The organism is Hominisplanchenecus faecis (assembly GCF_020687205.1).
Taxonomy (GTDB): Bacteria; Bacillota; Clostridia; order Lachnospirales; family Lachnospiraceae; genus Hominisplanchenecus; species Hominisplanchenecus faecis.
Genome location: NZ_JAJEQE010000005.1, coordinates 97,456 through 115,663, shown reverse-complemented (window position 1 = coordinate 115,663; position 18,208 = coordinate 97,456). Strand labels below are relative to the sequence as shown.

The window sequence follows — 18,208 nt, the reverse complement described above, 5'->3', positions numbered from 1 at the left end:
AGGCGAGTTTAGGAGAAGGGCGGCTAACCGGCGAGCGAACCGAACAGGAAACGCAGCGTGTCAGGAGATTGTTTTCGAATCATCATGGCGTACTGTTTTTTACAAAACTATTTTATGGCGTTCATTTGCACATTTACAAACCTTCTGCACAGATCATTTGCACATGCATAAATCTTCCATGTATGCTTAGTCGCGTAAGAGGCTGCGTACCATCTCTGCGGTAAACACAACTTCGGAAACACGGTTAACTTCGATCTGATACAGTGCATTTGCTGCGATATGTTCGGCGGCCTGTTCCAGATCACGGATTCCGGAGGTATTGGAGAACAGTTCAATTACAGCATCCAGTGCTTCGTCTGTCATCTTGCACTCATTCTCTTTGAGGCTCATACGTTTGAGAATCTTCGGCAGTGCAAATTTGGAGAAGATGATCTTTTTCTCATCCGGTGTGTAATCCGGGATGTCGATCACGGCAAAACGTGACATCAGAGGTGCACTGATCTGCTCTTTGTTGTTGGCTGTGGCGATAGGATAAACGCCGGTCGTTGGAATCATACATTCCATATAGTTATCGGTAAAGCCGAGGTTGTCAAGCAAGGTCAGAAGCACGTCTGCCGGATTGCCGTTTCCCTTGCCGGAGGCTGCCTTATCCAGCTCGTTGATGATGAAGACCAGATTGGACTCTCCGGATACTGAGAAAGCCTCCATAATGATTCCGGGTTTTGCGTTTGCATAGACACGGGAGCTTCCGGTCAGCTGTTCCGGATCGTTGATGGAGCTCATGTCAAGCGTCGTCCAAGGAAGACGCAGGATACGTGCAACGGCATAGGCAATCTGAGATTTACCGGTTCCGGCAGGGCCGACCAGCAGCAGACCATATGCCGGCAGGGTATGCGTGCGGTTGATCTGGATGATCGTCTCCATGATACGCTGTTTGACGCGTTCCATACCGTAAAGTTCTTCATCGAGAATACGGCGTGCAGCAACCGGATCGATGGCTTCGAAGTAATTGCTCTTCCACTGAATGTTCATCATGATGGAGAGGGCACGCTGGGCATGGCGGCGTTCTTCAGGGGAAACTTCATGGGAACGTGCAACGGCAAGGTTGCGTCTTGCCCACAGGCGGATATTATCCGGCAGGGTGCGGCCGGCACAGATCATAAAGTCTGTGATGCTCTGAAGGCTGGTCAGTTTCATCTCATCGCCGACTTCCTCCAGATCTTCGTCTTCACATTCTTCCAGAAGCGGAGCATTGCTTGCAAGCAGACGTTCAATCATGAACTGAAGGAAACCATCCTCTGCAGAAAGCTTGGTGCCGCCGCCGAAAGCAGTCTCGCGGATACGGTAAACCATATAGCCGCCCTCCCGGTTTTCACCGGATAAACGAACCGGAATGTGATTTTCGCCGAGCCAGCGGAGCAGGCTTACAAAGCGGGCATCCACTTTTTTGATATCAGCGATTACAGTAGAACCATCATCTTCTTTAAATTCAAAAGCGGTACGCTTGTTCTGATTGGTAAACGTTCCGCAGGAGTGATGTTTCCAGGCTTTTTTGCTGTTGTCAAGGACAAGAAGCGGTTTGTCTGCGGAAGAAACATTTTCGTCGGAAGCAAAGGTGGTATAAGTACATTCCGGAACAGCATCCGGTTCCGGGGTGTTATTGAAATCAAATACAGGCATAAAAAAACTCCTTTCATCATTAGCACCAGAAAGAAAAGCGAAATATTGCAAAATCTTCTGTGTGTCAAGTGTATCATGGATTGCTGGCCGGCTCAATAGTATTTTCGCATCAATTTCACCGGAACAAAATCCACAGTCATCTCTTGACAAATCCGTCTGCCTTCGCTATGATTAACGTGGACAAAGGCGAGGAAGAAGAGGAGTACATACACAGCTCTTTCAGAGAGGGTTTTTCGCAGGCTGGAAGGAAACCTAAGGATGCGTGGCTGGAAGGTAGCTTTGGAGCCGGAGGGCAGAACGAGTTCTGTGACAGGCGGTATGCAGATAAGTATACGCGGACAGGACAGTAAGCTTTCACGTGACCCGACGTTAAAGGGAAATGAGGTATGCATCCGTCTGTGATGTATATGAAAAAAGGTGGTACCGCGTAAATGACGCCCTTTGCAGAATCTCCGTTTCCGGGGATGATGCAGAGGGCTTTTTTCGTTGAAACATTCCGTCTGGAGTGTATTTGATTTAATGTGCAGAACAAACAACAGCAGGAGGACAACATGAGCAAAGAATTGGCAAAGACTTATGATCCGAAGGGAATCGAGGATCGTATTTATCAGAACTGGCTGGATAAGAAATATTTCCATGCGGAAGTCGACCGCAGTAAGAAACCGTTTACGATCGTTATGCCGCCGCCAAACGTAACCGGTCAGCTGCATATGGGACATGCACTGGACAACACGATGCAGGATATTTTGATCCGCTATAAAAGAATGCAGGGCTATAATGCACTGTGGCAGCCGGGAACCGACCACGCGGCGATCGCTACGGAAGTAAAGGTCATCCAGAAACTCAAAGAGCAGGGCATTGATAAAAATGATATCGGACGTGAGGAGTTTTTAAAACACGCCTGGGAGTGGAAAGAAGAATACGGCGGACGTATCGTAAATCAGCTGAAAAAACTGGGTTCTTCTGCTGACTGGGACAGAGAACGTTTCACGATGGACGAAGGATGCTCCAAAGCGGTAGAAGAAGTTTTCGTGAAATTATATAATAAGGGATATATTTACAAAGGTTCCAGGATCATCAACTGGTGTCCAGTATGTAAAACTTCCATTTCAGATGCAGAGGTAGAACATGTGGATCAGGACGGATTCTTCTGGCATATCAATTACCCGATCGTCGGAGAAGAAGGACGTTTCGTGGAGATCGCGACCACTCGTCCGGAGACACTGCTTGGAGATACGGCCGTTGCCGTAAACCCGGAAGATGAAAGATACCAGGATCTGGTCGGCAAGATGCTGAAGCTGCCGCTGACAGACCGTGAGATCCCGGTGATCGCGGATTCTTACGTAGATAAAGAATTTGGAACTGGATGCGTAAAGATCACACCGGCACACGACCCGAACGACTTTGAGGTTGGCAAGAGACATAATCTGCCGGAAATCAATATCATGAATGACGATGCGACCATCAATGAACTGGGCGGCAAATATGCAGGCATGGATCGTTATGAGGCAAGAAAAGCCATGGTAGCAGACCTGGATGCACTGGGACTTCTGGTAAAAGTTGTTCCGCATACACACAGCGTCGGTACACACGACCGCTGTAAGACAACCGTTGAGCCGATGATCAAACCGCAGTGGTTTGTAAAGATGCAGGAGATGGCGAAACCGGCGATCGAAGCTCTGAAAAAGAACGAGTTGAATTTTGTACCGGATCGTTTTGACAAGATCTATCTGCACTGGCTGGAGAACATCCGTGACTGGTGTATTTCCAGACAGCTCTGGTGGGGACATCGTATCCCGGCATATTACTGTGACGAGTGCGGCGAAGTGGTCGTTGCAAAAGAAATGCCGAAGGTCTGCCCGAAATGCGGATGCACACACTTTAAACAGGATGAAGACACACTGGATACCTGGTTCTCTTCCGCACTGTGGCCGTTCTCCACACTTGGCTGGCCGGATAAGACCGAAGATTTTGATTACTTCTATCCGACCGATGTGCTGGTAACCGGATATGACATCATTTTCTTCTGGGTGATCCGTATGGTATTTTCTGCGATCGAGCAGACCGGAAAAGTGCCGTTCCATCATGTACTGATCCATGGTCTGGTGCGTGATTCCCAGGGAAGAAAGATGAGTAAATCTTTAGGAAACGGTATTGATCCGCTGGAAATCATTGACCAGTACGGAGCAGATGCCCTGCGTCTGACACTGATCACCGGAAATGCTCCAGGAAATGACATGCGTTTCTACATGGAGCGTGTGGAGGCAAGCCGTAACTTCGCAAACAAGGTATGGAATGCATCCAGATTTATCATGATGAACCTTGAAAAAGCAGAAGTTCCGGGTGAAATGCCGAAAGATCAGCTGACGGCAGCCGATAAATGGATCCTCTCCAAAGTCAATACACTGGCAAAAGAAGTAACCGAGAACATGGATAAATATGAACTGGGTATTGCCGTTCAGAAAGTGTATGATTTTATCTGGGAAGAATTCTGCGACTGGTACATCGAGATGGTAAAACCGCGTCTGTACAATGACGGGGATACCACAAAATCAGCAGCACTTTGGACACTGAAGACGGTTCTGGTAAATGCTCTGAAACTGCTGCATCCGTATATGCCGTTTATCACAGAAGAGATCTTCTGCACGCTGCAGTCCGAGGAAGAATCCATCATGATCTCCAAATGGCCGGAGTTCACTAAAGAGTGGCATTTTGCAGAGGATGAGGCAGCCGTTGAGATGATCAAAGAGGCAGTCCGCGGTATCCGAAACGTGCGTACAGGCATGAACGTACCGCCAAGCAAGAAAGCAAAAGTATTTGTCGTATCCGAAAGCGAGAATGTGAGAAATACGTTCGAAAACGGAAAAGTATTCTTTGCAACCCTTGGAAGTGCAAGCGAAGTGACGGTTCAGGCAGACCGCAGCGGCATCGACGAAGATGCAGTATCTGCCGTGCTTCCGGAGGCAGTCATCTATATGCCGTTTGCAGAACTGGTTGACATCGACAAAGAGATCGAGCGTCTGCAAAAAGAAGAACAGCGTCTGACAAAAGAGCTGGCACGTGTCAACGGCATGCTGAGCAATGAGCGTTTCATGAGCAAGGCACCGGAGAGCAAAGTTGCAGAGGAACGTGCAAAATTAGAGAAATACAGCCAGATGATGGATCAGGTAAAAGAAAGACTGACTCATCTTCAGGCAAGATAGGAAACAGGATGCCTCCGGCATTCTTACTGTGAAAAAAGTGGTTCTGTACTTTGTGCGGGACCACTTTGCAGCATCAGGCAAAACAGGACACAGGAAGGGAAATGCTTATGTCATTGCAGTTGATCTACGGTCCATCCGGCAGTGGAAAATCGTATACACTTTATAAAAAAATCATAGAGCAGTCCATACGGGAGCCGGACCGGGAGTTTATCGTGATCGTTCCGGAGCAGTTTACCATGCAGACACAGCGGGAACTCGTAGAACTGCATCCAAACAGGGGAATTTTAAATATTGATGTGCAGAGCTTTTTGCGTCTGGCATGGAGGATCTTTGAGGAAGTCGGGGTGGATACACACACCGTTCTGGAGGACACCGGAAAGAATCTGCTGCTGCGGCGTGTGGCATCCCGTCAGAAAAATGATCTGACGGTGCTTGGACGAAATTTTCGCAAGCCCGGCTATATTTCGCAGGTCAAATCCATCATTTCTGAGCTGAAGCAGTATGATGTTTCACTGGAAGAACTGGATGAACAGCTGCGTTCGGGGAAAAAAGATGCATTATCTTATAAATTACAGGATATTCGAAACCTGTATGAGGGATTTCAGGAAGAACTTCAGGGAAAGTACATTACTTCGGAAGAGATCCTGGAAGAGCTCTGTTATGTCGTAAAAAAATCTGAAATTTTAAAAGGCTGTGTGGTCGCCCTGGATGGATTTACCGGATTTACGCCGATCCAGAACAAGCTGCTGAGGGAACTGATGCAGACGGCGGAGAAAATCTATGTCACGGTGACGTTGGATGCCTGGGAAGATCCGATGAAAAAGGTTTCCATGCATAAACTCTCTTATCTGAGCAAAAAGACGATACAGCAGCTGGCCGGGGCGGCAAAAGAATGTGGCTGTATGCTGGAAAAGCCGGAAGTGCTCGGAAAAGAAGGAAGCATCCGTTTCAGAAGTGCACCGGCACTTCGCTTTCTGGAGAGACATCTGTTCCGACCGGGCAATCAGATTTATGAAGCCCAAGATTCACAGAAGCTGGAGCGGGAGCTGTCTTTGCATGTGGCAAGAGATGCGAAAGCAGAGGCAGAATTTGCGGCACGGACGATCTGGCATCTGGTGCGTGAAGAGAATCTGCGTTACCGGGATATTGCCGTGATCACCGGGGATATGGAATCATTTGGTGACCATATGAAAAAGGAATTGCAGCAGAAAGGCATTCCGTGTTTTATCGACCGCACCAGGAAGCTCCTCTTAAATCCGCTGGTTGAATTTCTGCGGGCGGCCCTTCAGATCGCAGCCAAAAGCTTTCGCTATGAAAGTATGTTCCGTTATCTGCGAACCGGGCTTGCGGGGCTAAAAAAGGATGAGATCGACCAGCTGGAAAACTATGTGCTGGCAAATGGGATCAACAGCCGCAGACGCTGGGAAGAGCCGTGGGATGAACAGGAAGAACCGTTCAAAGAGAAGATCCTGCCGCCGCTGCTTGCCTTTGTGGATCAGGTCAGAGAAAAGGACGGGACGGTGCGTCAGAAAACAGAAGCACTTTATGATCTGATGGTGCATTATGGTATTGAGCAGAAAATGCAGGATTACCGGGAAAAATTTGAGCAGGAAGAGGCTTATGACCTTGCAAGAGAATACGAGCAGATCTACGGCATAGTGATCGAGCTGTTTGACAAACTGGTGGAGCTGCTTGGTGATGAGCCGATGAGCCTTCAGGAATATACTGAAATCCTCGATGCCGGATTTGAGGAGGCCAAGGTTGGCATGATCCCTCCGACGATGGACTGTGTGCTGGTCGGTGATATCGAGCGTACCAGGTTAAAGGACATCAAAGTACTGTTTTTTCTGGGACTGAATGACGGCTGGGTGCCGAAAAAAGAAGAAAAAACCAGTATTCTCTCCGATATGGACCGGGAAACCTTATCCGAGCTTGGCATGGAACTGGCACCGACGGCAAGGGAAAACAGTTATATCCAGAAGTTTTATCTGTATCTGAATCTGACAAAACCATCGGCAAAGCTTTATCTTTCTTACGGAAGGATGGGGCTGGACGGACGAGTGCTGCGTCCTTCCTATGTGGTCGGAAGTATTTTAAGGATGTTTCCGCAGCTGACGCTTCAGGATGAAGATCTGATTGAAGATCCGCTTGCAAGGATCACAACGGCAGAGAGCGGGATTGTGCATCTGGCGGACGGACTGAGAAAAGCGGCACTTGGAAACGTGGAGAAGACGGCGGCCAGTCTGTTTGGATGGTACGAAGGACAGGAAAAATATCAGGATCTGGCGAAAAAGCTGCTGGATGCGGCCTTTCTGCATGGAAAGACGGAGCCGATGTCAAAGACGACGGCAAAACGGCTTTACGGACAGACGCTGGTCAACAGTGTCAGCCGGCTGGAGAAATTTTCGGCGTGCTCCTATGCACATTTTCTGAATTATGGTCTTCGGGTATCGCAAAGAGATCTGTTTGTATTCCAGCCGGTGGATATGGGGAATATTTTCCATAAGGTGCTGGAGTCTTACGCACGAAAAGTGGAAGCGAGCGAATATACCTGGTTTAACATTCCGGAGAAAGAACAGAAACGTCTGGCGGCGGAGACGGTAGAAGAGGTTTCCGAAGCTTATGCATCAACCCTTCTGCATTCCAGTGCCAGAAATGAATATGTGATCCGCCGCATGAAGCGGATCATGGAACGCACGATCTGGGCACTGACCAGGCAGGTGCGTGCCGGAAACTTTATTCCGTCCAATTTTGAAGTGCCGTTTTTAAGTTCTTCGGACTTGAAGGCGGTGAATATCGCACTTTCGGACGAAGAGACGATGCGGCTGAAAGGGCGGATCGACCGCATTGATCTGTACGAAACGGAGGATGAAGTTCTGGTAAAAGTCGTAGATTATAAATCAGGAAATAAAGTGTTTGATCTACAGGAATTTTATTACGGACTGCAGATGCAGCTTGTCGTTTATCTGAATGCGGCACTGGAGATGGAACAACGCATTCATACGGATAAAAAAATAAAACCGGCAGGCATCTTCTATTATGCAATGAAAGATCCGATCGTGGATCAGAAGCATGGGGAGAGCGAAGAAGAGCTGGAAAAACGGATTTTGAAAGAGCTGCGTCCAAATGGTCTTGTCAATGCAGAAAGTGAAGTGGTAGAAGCACTTGACCGCAGTCTGGAGAAAACATCCGAGGTCATTCCGGTTGCCAGAAACAAAGACGGCAGCTATTCTCGCTATGCGAGTGTGGCATCCGAAGAGCAGTTTTTGACACTTTCGAAATTTGTGGAAGAGAAGATGCGGGCGATCGGATGTGCGATCCTTGAGGGAGATGTAAAGATCAATCCTTATGAAAAGAAAGGAAAAACAGCCTGCGATTACTGTGAATTTAAAGATATCTGCGGTTTTGATCGGAAAATACCGGGCATGCATTACCGGAGGCTCAAAGAACTGGATCCGGATGATATCTGGGAATTTTTGCGAGAAGGAGGGGATTTTTGATGGGAAATCTGTGGACAGAAGAACAGAAGCAGGTCATCTGGCTTCGAAACCGGAATATTCTGGTCTCGGCGGCGGCAGGTTCCGGAAAGACAGCCGTTCTGGTAGAGCGTATTTTGCAGAAGATCACGGACAGGGAACATCCGGTGGATATTGACCGTCTGCTGATCGTGACGTTTACAAGAGCTGCGGCGGCAGAGATGCGTGAGCGGATCGGACTGGAAATCCAGAAAAGGCTGCTCGCAGATCCGGATAACGAGAATCTGCAAAGACAGGAAACGCTGCTTTTCCATGCACAGATCACGACGATCGACAGTTTCTGTCAGTCGGTGCTTCGGACATATTTTCATCTGATCGATCTGGATCCGGCGTTTTCTATCGTGGATGAAGGAGAGGCAAAACTTCTACGGCGAGATACGGCGGAAGAGCTTCTGGAAGAAAAGTATCGGGAGGGCGATACGGACTTTTTACAGTTTGTGGAATGTTTTGCAAACGGAAAAAATGATGAGAATCTGATCGAAATGATCTGGCAGGTCTATGAATTTTCCAGAAGTCATCCATGGCCGGAAGAATGGCTGAAAGAATGTAAGAAAAATTATGATATTGATACACTGGAAGATCTGATCTCAAGTGAATGGATGAAAATGATCTGTGAGCAGGTCGATCAGACCCTGAATGATCTGGAAATGATCCGAAAAGAAGCCCTGAAAGTCGCAAATTCGCCGTACGGACCGTGGATGTACGCAGATGCCCTGGAGCAGGATGGCGAGATCTTAAAACAGCTTTCGAAAGGCAATGATTACGCAGAATATGCCAGACGTTTTCTGAACATCAGAAAATTTGCAGTGCTTTCCAGAAAAAAAGATGAAGAAGTATCGGATGAAAAGCGGGAACAGGTAAAGCTTTTGCGTGATCAGATCAAAAAAGGCATTGCCTCTTTGCAGGAGCAGTATTTTTACCAGAGTCCGCAGGAGATGTTAGAAGAGCTGAAGGCGGGAAAAGTGTCCGCACAGATGCTTCTGATGCTGGCATCCGAGTTTGGAATGCGGTTTACGGAGAAAAAACGGGAGCGAAATCTTTTGGATTTCTCAGATCTGGAACATCTGGCACTGCAGATCCTGGTGAAAAAAGAGAATGGAAATGTGGTGCCAGGTGAAGCGGCACTGGCTTTTTCAAAGCAGTTCGAAGAGATCATGATCGATGAATATCAGGACAGCAACATGGTCCAGGAGCTGATCCTGATCAGCATTTCCAGATGCAGCATGGGGCAGAACAATCTGTTTATGGTCGGTGATGTCAAGCAGAGTATTTACCGGTTCCGTCTTGCCTGCCCGGAGCTGTTCATGGAAAAATACGATACCTATACGACGGAAGACTCCGAAAATCAGAAGATCGAGCTGCACAAAAATTTCCGAAGCCGAAAGGAAGTGCTCTTTGATGTCAATTTTATTTTTCGCAAGATTATGCACCGGAATCTCGGAAATGTAGAATATGATGATAATGCGGCACTCTATGCCGGGATCGAATTTCCGAAACTGGTCACCAATGTTGAGACGGATGATCTGACGGCAGCAAAATCTCCGCTTTCCGGAAGTGAGATCCTGCTCTTTGATGCAGATTCAGTGACAGAGACAAATGCAAGAGAGGCCGAAGCACGTATGATCGGCGGACAGATCAAAGCGATCGTCGGAAGAGAGCTGGTCTATGACAAAGAAAGCAGGCATTACCGAAAAGCAGAATATCGCGATATCGTCATTTTGCTGCGTTCCTTAAGCGGCTGGTCGGAAGAATTTCTGGCAGTTTTATCGGATATGGGAATTCCGGCGTACACCGGGACGAGAAGCGGTTATTTTTCGGCACTGGAAGTGCGTACGGTGCTGTCCTTTCTGCGTGTCCTGGATAATCCAAGACAGGACATTCCGTTTACCGCAGTGCTGACGTCTCCAATCGGCACGTTTGCGACAGAAGAACTGGCGAAGATCCGTACGGAGAATCCCGAAGTTTCTTATTATGAAGCGTGCCGGGCGTATGAAAATGCGGGCAGCGACGGGATTTTAAGAGAAAAACTTCAGAAGTTTTTTAAAGTGCTGGAATATTTTCGCAGTTGTGTGCCGTATACGCCGATGCACGAGCTTCTGTGGAAAATTTACGAAGAAACCGGATATTTTGACTATGTATGTGCGATGCCGGCGGGATCGCAGAGAAAGGCAAATCTTGAGATGCTCGCAGAAAAGGCGGCAGCTTATGAGAGTACCAGCTACCGCGGCCTGTTTAATTTTGTGCGATATATCGAAAATCTGCAGAAATATGAAGTGGATTTCGGTGAGGCAAGTACGATCGGAGAAGAAGAGAATACGGTGCGGATCATGAGCATCCATAAGAGCAAGGGACTGGAGTTTCCGGTCGTCTTTGTGGCAGGACTCGGAAAAGCATTTAACCGGCAGGATGCCAGAAGTACGATCGCCATCCACCAGAATTATGGCGTGGGCTGTGACGTCGTTGATCCGCTGCTTCGGACCAAGGCACCGACAATCTTAAAGAAAGCGATCCAGCAGATCCTGCTGACGGAAAGTCTCGGGGAAGAACTGCGAGTCCTCTATGTGGCGGTGACACGTGCAAAAGAAAAGCTCTATTTGAGCGGAAGTCTCAAAAAAATGGAAGATACGATCGCGAAATGGAGCGGCGGGGCAGGAAAAAAGCAGCTGTCTTATCTGGAGATCAAAAATGCCGCATCGATGCTCGAATGGATTCTGCGTTCTGTGCTCTATGAAGAAGGGATACAGTCAGAAATTCCAATCCGCAAATATAGCGTGGATGACCTGTACCGGGAAAAACTGGATGAGGAAAACCACGGCGATACGATCTTGCGGCAGTTCAGAGATCACCTTTTTGAAAAGGAGGAAGGATATGCCGCTTTTCTTGCCTGGATGACGCAGGAGAGTGCGAAAATCTATCCATATGAAGGAAGGCTGGAGATCCAGGGAAAATGTTCGGTTTCAGAGATCAAGCGTCAAAGTCAGATACAGGAGCAGAAAGAAGAACCGAAAAATCAGGGGATCGTACTGATAAAAGAATCGGAAGATACGGCAACAGTCCCAAAATTTTTGGAGGCAAAAGAAGAAAAGAGCGGGGCGGTAAAAGGAACTGCCATGCATCATGTGATGCAGCGGCTTGATTTTACGGCAGCGGATACGGTCCGACAGGTGGAAGCACAGCTTTTGGAACTTCAAAAGAAAAAACAGATAAGCGAAGAAGAGATATCGCTTTTGAACATTCCGGCGATCGTGCACTTTTTCCGAACCGATATCGGGAAACGGGCGGCAGATGCGGCCAGAAGAGGTCAGCTTTATCGCGAAAAACAGTTTGTGATCGGTGTGCCGGCATCGGATATCCGGCCGCAGTGGGATAAAGAAGAAATGGTTTTGGTACAGGGAATCATTGATGCATGGTTTTATGAAGGAGACCAGATCGTTCTGCTGGACTATAAGACGGACCGGGTTTTAAAAGGACAGGAACAGAAGTTAAAAGACCGCTATCAGGCCCAGCTTGATTACTATGCAAAGGCACTGAAACAGACGACCGGGCATGAAGTAAAGGAAAAAATCATTTATGCCTTCTCTTTGCAGGAGGGCATCGCTCTTTAAACCTTGCATTTTGCTGCCGGTCGATATATACTGGAAAAGATGTGGATGCAAAGATCAGGGTGTGGACTTTGTTCTTGTTCTGTGTAAAGATCAAAGCATCCAAAAAACGTAGTGCGGCGGATCATAAGAATCCGCTTTACAGAAAAAGTAAGGAAGGTAATATGGCAGAATTTATAAAAAAATTATACCGTAATCAGGGCATCCGCTATATTTTCTTTGGCGGGTGTACGACATTTGTAAATCTTGGAAGTTATGCCCTGCTGCGAACTGTACTTGGGGTTGATATGACGCTTGCAAATGTGCTGGCGATCTTTCTCTCTATCCTGTTTGCATACGCAGTCAACAAACAGTTTGTTTTTGAAAGCCGCACGCATGGAGTGCGGGAACTGGCCGTGGAAATGGGCAGTTTTATCGGAATGCGTCTCTCCACGATGTTTATCGAAGTGTTCGGCGTTGTTTTTCTGAGCTGTCTGTTTGGCATTCCGGAAGTGGGTTCCAAGCTGGCACTTCAGGTGGTTGTGCTGGTGCTGAACTATATTTTCAGTAAAGTGTTTGTATTCTCGGAAAAAGAGAAGGCACCGGTAAATCCGGTAAAACGCAACTGCTGCATCCTCGGCTTTGCCATTCCGGCACTGACGATCGCACTGGCGTTTGCAGTCAATCAGGTATTTCCGTTTGGAGATCATGGTGTGCTGATCATCGATTCACTCCACCAGTATCTTCCGTTTTTTACGGAATTCCATGAAAAACTGGAACAGGGAAGTTCCCTTCGCTATTCTTTTGGAGGAGGACTGGGCTTTAATTTCTGGGCAACGTATGCCTATTATCTGGCGAGCCCACTGAATTTCCTGATTGTGCTTTTCCCGAAGAGAAATATGATGGATGCGATGGCACTTCTGATCGTGATCAAGATCGGACTTTGCGGTCTTACCTCTGCCTGGTATTTCAGTACGAAGAGCAAAGGCCAGACTTACATGCCGCTTGTGTTCTCGCTGATGTTTTCTCTTGGCAGCTTTATCATCGGATACTATTTCAACCTGATGTGGCTGGACAGCATTGCCATGCTGCCGCTTGTGATGATGGGGATCGAGCGGATTTTAAAAGGAGAGAGGGGCAGTCTGTTCTGCATTTCCCTGTTTTATGCATTATACTGCAACTATTACATCGGCTTTATGCTCTGCCTGTTTTCCTGCCTTTATTTTGTGGTTCTGTGGATCAGTGCAAGAGAGATCAAGATCAAAAACATCATTACTTCAGCAGTCAATTTCGGCTGGCATGCCCTGCTTGCAGGAGGTATGGCTGCCGTGGTACTGCTGCCGGCTTATGTCGCACTTGGCGTTACGGAGTCTGCGGAGAACAGTTTTCCAAGCCCGATCAAGCTGTTTGTTAATAATTTATCGCAGCTGACGAGCCAGTTTGCATTCTGCGAACCGATCAACATTGCGGACGACCAGATCGGTGTCAATGCATTCTGCGGAACGGTGACGCTGATCCTGGCTGTTCTGTATCTGCTGGATAAAAATATCAAGCTGCGTGAACGGATCGCAAAGACGGCACTGCTTGTGCTGCTCTATGTAAGCTTTGATGTCAATGTGCTCAACTATATCTGGCATGGTTTCCATGTACAGAACGGACTGCCGAACCGTTTTGCATTTATCTATATTTTCCTGATGCTCACGATGGCATTTGATGCCTGGAGGCATATGCATAAGTTTAAGGTATGGCAGATTCTTCTGGCGATGGCAGCACCGCTTGCGTTTGCCATCTATTCTGCAGTGACCGGACTTGGCGAACGGGAACTGTATACGTATGGCATCACCATCGGACTTCTGATCCTCTATGGTATGGCGATGCTGATCTATCGCCTTGGGAAAATGCACCGGGAGGTCTTCCGCTCTCTTTTCTTTTTCCTGGCAGCGGTGGAAATGGTAAGTTATGCGATCTTTGGTGTATTCTGCAACGGAACTGTGGGACGAAGTACCTATCTGGATGAACAGATCGCCTATGAAAAAACAACCGAACGACAGGAAGGCAGACAGGGAAATCAGGATCATTTCTATCGAAGCGAGATTGACAGCAACCGTATGCGTGACGAGAATATGTTTCTCGGAGCGGACGGCGTGGTTCTGTTTTCCTCTACAATGCCGGCAGCTACGGTTGATATGTGCAAAGGCCTCGGTATTGAGGCGAGAACGAATAAAAACGGTTATAATGGATTTACCAAACTGGTCAATGATATTTTCGGCGTAAAATATGTGCTCTCGAGCCGCGGAACCGATCAGCTCTATCAGATGGAGAAAGTCGATCAGGAAGGCGATATGAATCTGTATAAGAACAGCGGGGCATTGGGTCTTGGATTTATGGTAAAAGATGACATTATTGACTGGACGACAGACAGCACCGATCATTTTGAGGTACAGAATGATTTCGTGGCGATGGCAACCGGTATTGATGAAGATCTTTTTGAACTGGAAGAGACGATCGACATGGAAGACGGCGGCACTTATACAATCGTGCTTCCGGCGGGCAAACAGGTTTATCTGGATGTGACCTCATCTGTGTCCAGCATTGAGATCACGACACCGGATTATACAAGAACATATGACACTTATAACGATCATTTGTATGACCTCGGATGTTTTGATGCGATCGACAATGCGACAGTCACCTGCACCTTTAAGGAAAACCAGAGCGGACCGGTGACAGCGGAAGTGTGGACCTGCGATCAGGAACTCTATCAGCAGGTACATGATGAGCTGGCCAAATCTCAGTTACAGCTCACAAAATTTGAGGACGGAAAGTTTGAAGGAACGGTGGAAGCGGCCGAAGACGGCGTTCTGATGCTTTCTCTTCCATATGATGAAGGATGGAGCGTCAAGATCGATGGCGAAGACGATGATTATTATATGATCGGAGATGCACTGACCGGTGTTGATGTGACAGAAGGAACACACACGATCACGTTTGAATATACGCCGGAAGGACTCTGGAAGGGTACCTGGATCAGCCTGATCTGTGTGGCACTTTACCTGCTGACCAGTGCGATCTGGATCAGAAAAGGTAAAAAGCCGGAACTTTCATCTGCGAGTGATGCGTTTGAAGAATATGACTTTGAAAACGGACAGGCAGAAAAAGATGCGGATGAGAAAGATGAAACAGCAGAAGAAACCGTATCTGCGGATCAGGCGGACGCGGATACAGGAGATATACAAGAAGGAGATGGAGAGGATCATGGAATTTGAGTTCTCGAAGAAAGCGGACAGCTTTCAGGCAGGAATTTTTGCAATATTAAATGAAAAGAAAGAAGAGATGGTGAAGGCGGGAAAGAAAGTTTATAATCTTTCCGTCGGCACACCGGATTTCAAGCCGGCACCTCATATCATGGAAGCTGTTTCAGAGGCGGCAAAAGATCCGGAAAATTATAAATATGCACTGACAGACCGCCCGTTTCTTCTGGAGGCAGTGCAGAATTTTTATAAGAGAAGATTTGGTGTATCCATTGAGCCGGAAGAGATCATGACGATCAACGGTTCACAGGAAGGTATGGCTCATATTGCCTGGGCACTCTGCAATCCGGGCGATGTGGTCTTAACTCCGAATCCGGGGTATCCGATCTTCAGCATCGGTCCGTCTCTGTGCGGTGCGGATGTGCGTACTTATCCTTTGTACCGTGAAAACGGATTTCTGCCGAAGCTTTCTGATATTCCGGAAGAGACGGCAAAAGCAGCAAAATACATGCTGGTTTCTTATCCGTTAAATCCGGTCTGTGCAACGGCGAATGATGCCTTTTATGAAGAGCTGATTGCATTTGCGAAAAAATATAATATCATTATTTTACATGATAATGCATATTCTGATATTATCTACGGAGGAAGAGAAGGAAAATCTTTTTTAAGCTACGAAGGGGCAAAAGAGGTCGGTGTGGAGTTTTATTCTCTGTCCAAGTCTTACAACCTTACCGGTGCAAGAATTTCTTTTGTGATTGGAAATCAGAAGATCGTAGATAAATTCCGTTCTGTGAGAACGCAGTTTGATTATGGTGTTTTTCTGCCGATCCAGTACGGTGCGGCAGCAGCACTGAACGGTCCGCAGGACGCAGTGCTTGCACAGTGCGAAGAATATGAGAGAAGAAATCAGGCATTCTGCGGCGGACTTCGCAGCATCGGCTGGGATGTTCCGGACAGCGAAGGTACGATGTTTGTATGGGCACCGGTGCCAAAAGGACATGGTACATCGGAAGAATTCTGTATGGAACTGATGGAAAAAACAGGACTGATCGGTGTGCCGGGCAGCAGTTTCGGAAGTCTCGGAGAGGGATTTATGCGATTTGCCCTGGTAGAACCGGTTCCGGTGATGCAGGAAATTGTAAAAGCAATCGCAGAGAGCGGATTGTTGAAAAGAAAAGGAGAATGATGTGAAGGCAGGTTTTTTTAAGCAGCTTTGTGAAATTGCGGGAAAAGAAAATGTCAGAACAGACGAACCGATGAAACAGCACACAACGTTTCGCATCGGCGGTGCGGCGGATTATTTTGTTTCCCCACAGACAACAGATCAGATAAAAAATATTATAGAATTATGTAAAAGCGAGGCAATGCCATGGTATGTGATCGGAAACGGAAGCAATCTTCTGGTCAGTGACCGTGGATTCCGTGGAGTGATCATTCAGCTTTTTAAAAATTTTTCAGATCTTCGCGTGGAGGGAGACAGGCTGTATGTGCAGGCTGGCACACTGCTTTCCAGGACAGCGAAAAAGGCACTGGAAGCATCCCTGACAGGGTTTGAATTTGCAGCCGGGATTCCGGGAACCATCGGCGGAGCCATGGTAATGAATGCCGGAGCCTACGGCGGAGAAATGAAAGATGTGACAGAAGAAGTCACGGTTCTGACAGAAAAAGGCGAAGTAAAAACCTTAAAAAGAGAAGAACTGAAGATGGGATACCGGACAAGCATCATTGCAGAAAAAGGCTATCTTGTGCTGGAAGCTGTTCTGCAGCTGACAGACGGAGATCTAAAAGAAATCCGTGCCGTGATGGAAGATCTGAAGAAAAAGCGGATTTCCAAACAGCCGCTGGAATATCCGAGTGCCGGAAGTACGTTCAAACGTCCGAAAGGATACTTTGCCGGAAAGCTGATCATGGATGCCGGACTTCGCGGATTTCAGGTCGGCGGTGCACAGGTATCGGAAAAACACTGCGGTTTTGTGATCAATACAGGCGATGCAACGGCAGAAGATGTCACCGAACTGATCCGTCAGGTGGCGGAAAGAGTAAAAGCACAAAGTGGTGTGACACTGGAGCCGGAAGTGAAATTACTGGGAGAATTTTAAATGAGATTTGTGATTGTGACCGGTATGTCAGGAGCCGGAAAAAGTACAGCATTAAACAGACTGGAAGATATGGGATATTTCTGCGTGGACAACCTGCCGATCTCGCTGATTTCCAAATTTGCGGAGATGGCGTACACACCGGGAAGTGAGATCCAGAGGGTGGCACTTGGCGTGGACGTAAGAAGCGGCGAGGCACTTGGAAAACTGGAAGATGTGCTGGAAGGCATGGCGGCAGCCAGTCAGAAATACGAGATCCTGTTTCTGGATGCAGCTGATGAAGTGCTGGTGAAGCGTTATAAAGAAACGAGAAGGACCCATCCGCTGGCACGCGGCGGCCGCGTGGACCGCGGGATCGCACAGGAGCGTGAGAAACTTGCGTTTCTGAAGCGTCATGCAGACTATATCATCGATACCAGCAAACTGCTCACAAGAGAGCTTAATATGGAGCTGGAAAAGATTTTTGTGGAAGGAAGAGAGTTTAAAAGCCTGGTTGTGACGGTACTCTCTTTTGGGTTCAAGTACGGAATTCCGGCGGATGCCGATCTGGTATTTGATGTGCGTTTTCTGCCGAATCCGTATTATATCGATGAACTGAAAAAACAGACCGGAAATGACAAACCGGTGCAGGATTACGTAATGGGATTTGATGTTTCCCATGTATTTTTAAATAAACTGACGGATATGGTGCAGTTTCTGCTGCCGAACTATGTGCAGGAAGGAAAAAATCAGCTGATCATCGGCATCGGCTGTACAGGCGGCAAACACCGTTCTGTGACACTGGCAAATAAGCTGTTCGAAAGCCTGAGTCTCCAGAATGATTACGGCATTCGCATCGAACACAGAGATATCGGGAAATAA

At 47.6% G+C, this 18,208-nt stretch carries 9 protein-coding genes; 8 read left to right on the top strand and 1 reads right to left on the bottom strand.

What is annotated here, in order from left to right; genetic code table 11:
• Positions 1–186: 186 nt before the first annotated feature.
• A complete protein-coding gene (locus LKD42_RS02955) occupies positions 187–1,680 on the bottom strand; it encodes an AAA family ATPase (protein ID WP_147631749.1) in 1,494 nt (497 codons plus the stop codon).
• A 258-nt stretch (positions 1,681–1,938) separates the two neighbouring features.
• Between LKD42_RS02955 and LKD42_RS02950 the strand changes: the two genes are divergently transcribed.
• The 8 genes from LKD42_RS02950 to rapZ all read left to right on the top strand — a co-directional run bounded on the left by LKD42_RS02950 (position 1,939) and on the right by rapZ (position 18,208).
• Positions 1,939–2,082 (top strand): hypothetical protein, encoded by a 144-nt coding sequence (locus tag LKD42_RS02950; protein ID WP_248834779.1) that lies wholly within the window; start codon positions 1,939–1,941, stop codon positions 2,080–2,082.
• Positions 2,083–2,231: 149 nt separating this feature from the next.
• Positions 2,232–4,883, top strand: a complete 2,652-nt coding sequence (locus tag LKD42_RS02945; RefSeq protein ID WP_248834778.1) for a valine--tRNA ligase — start codon at positions 2,232–2,234, stop codon at positions 4,881–4,883.
• Between the two features lie 107 nt (positions 4,884–4,990).
• Positions 4,991–8,383 (top strand): PD-(D/E)XK nuclease family protein, encoded by a 3,393-nt coding sequence (locus LKD42_RS02940; RefSeq protein WP_248834777.1) that lies wholly within the window; start codon positions 4,991–4,993, stop codon positions 8,381–8,383.
• Positions 8,383–12,024, top strand: a complete 3,642-nt coding sequence (addA, locus tag LKD42_RS02935; RefSeq protein ID WP_248834776.1) for a helicase-exonuclease AddAB subunit AddA — start codon at positions 8,383–8,385, stop codon at positions 12,022–12,024. The genes LKD42_RS02940 and addA overlap by 1 nt, the downstream gene beginning before the upstream one ends.
• Before the next feature lie 161 nt (positions 12,025–12,185).
• The gene (locus tag LKD42_RS02930) at positions 12,186–15,266 is read left to right on the top strand and encodes a GtrA family protein (protein WP_248834775.1); all 3,081 of its coding nucleotides are present in this window, start codon (positions 12,186–12,188) and stop codon (positions 15,264–15,266) included.
• Entirely contained in the window at positions 15,256–16,437 is a 1,182-nt protein-coding gene (locus tag LKD42_RS02925) for an aminotransferase class I/II-fold pyridoxal phosphate-dependent enzyme (protein ID WP_248834784.1), read from the top strand. The genes LKD42_RS02930 and LKD42_RS02925 overlap by 11 nt, the downstream gene beginning before the upstream one ends.
• Position 16,438: 1 nt before the next feature.
• Positions 16,439–17,350 (top strand): UDP-N-acetylmuramate dehydrogenase, encoded by a 912-nt coding sequence (murB, locus tag LKD42_RS02920; protein ID WP_248834774.1) that lies wholly within the window; start codon positions 16,439–16,441, stop codon positions 17,348–17,350.
• Entirely contained in the window at positions 17,351–18,208 is an 858-nt protein-coding gene (gene rapZ / locus LKD42_RS02915) for an RNase adapter RapZ (protein WP_022119807.1), read from the top strand.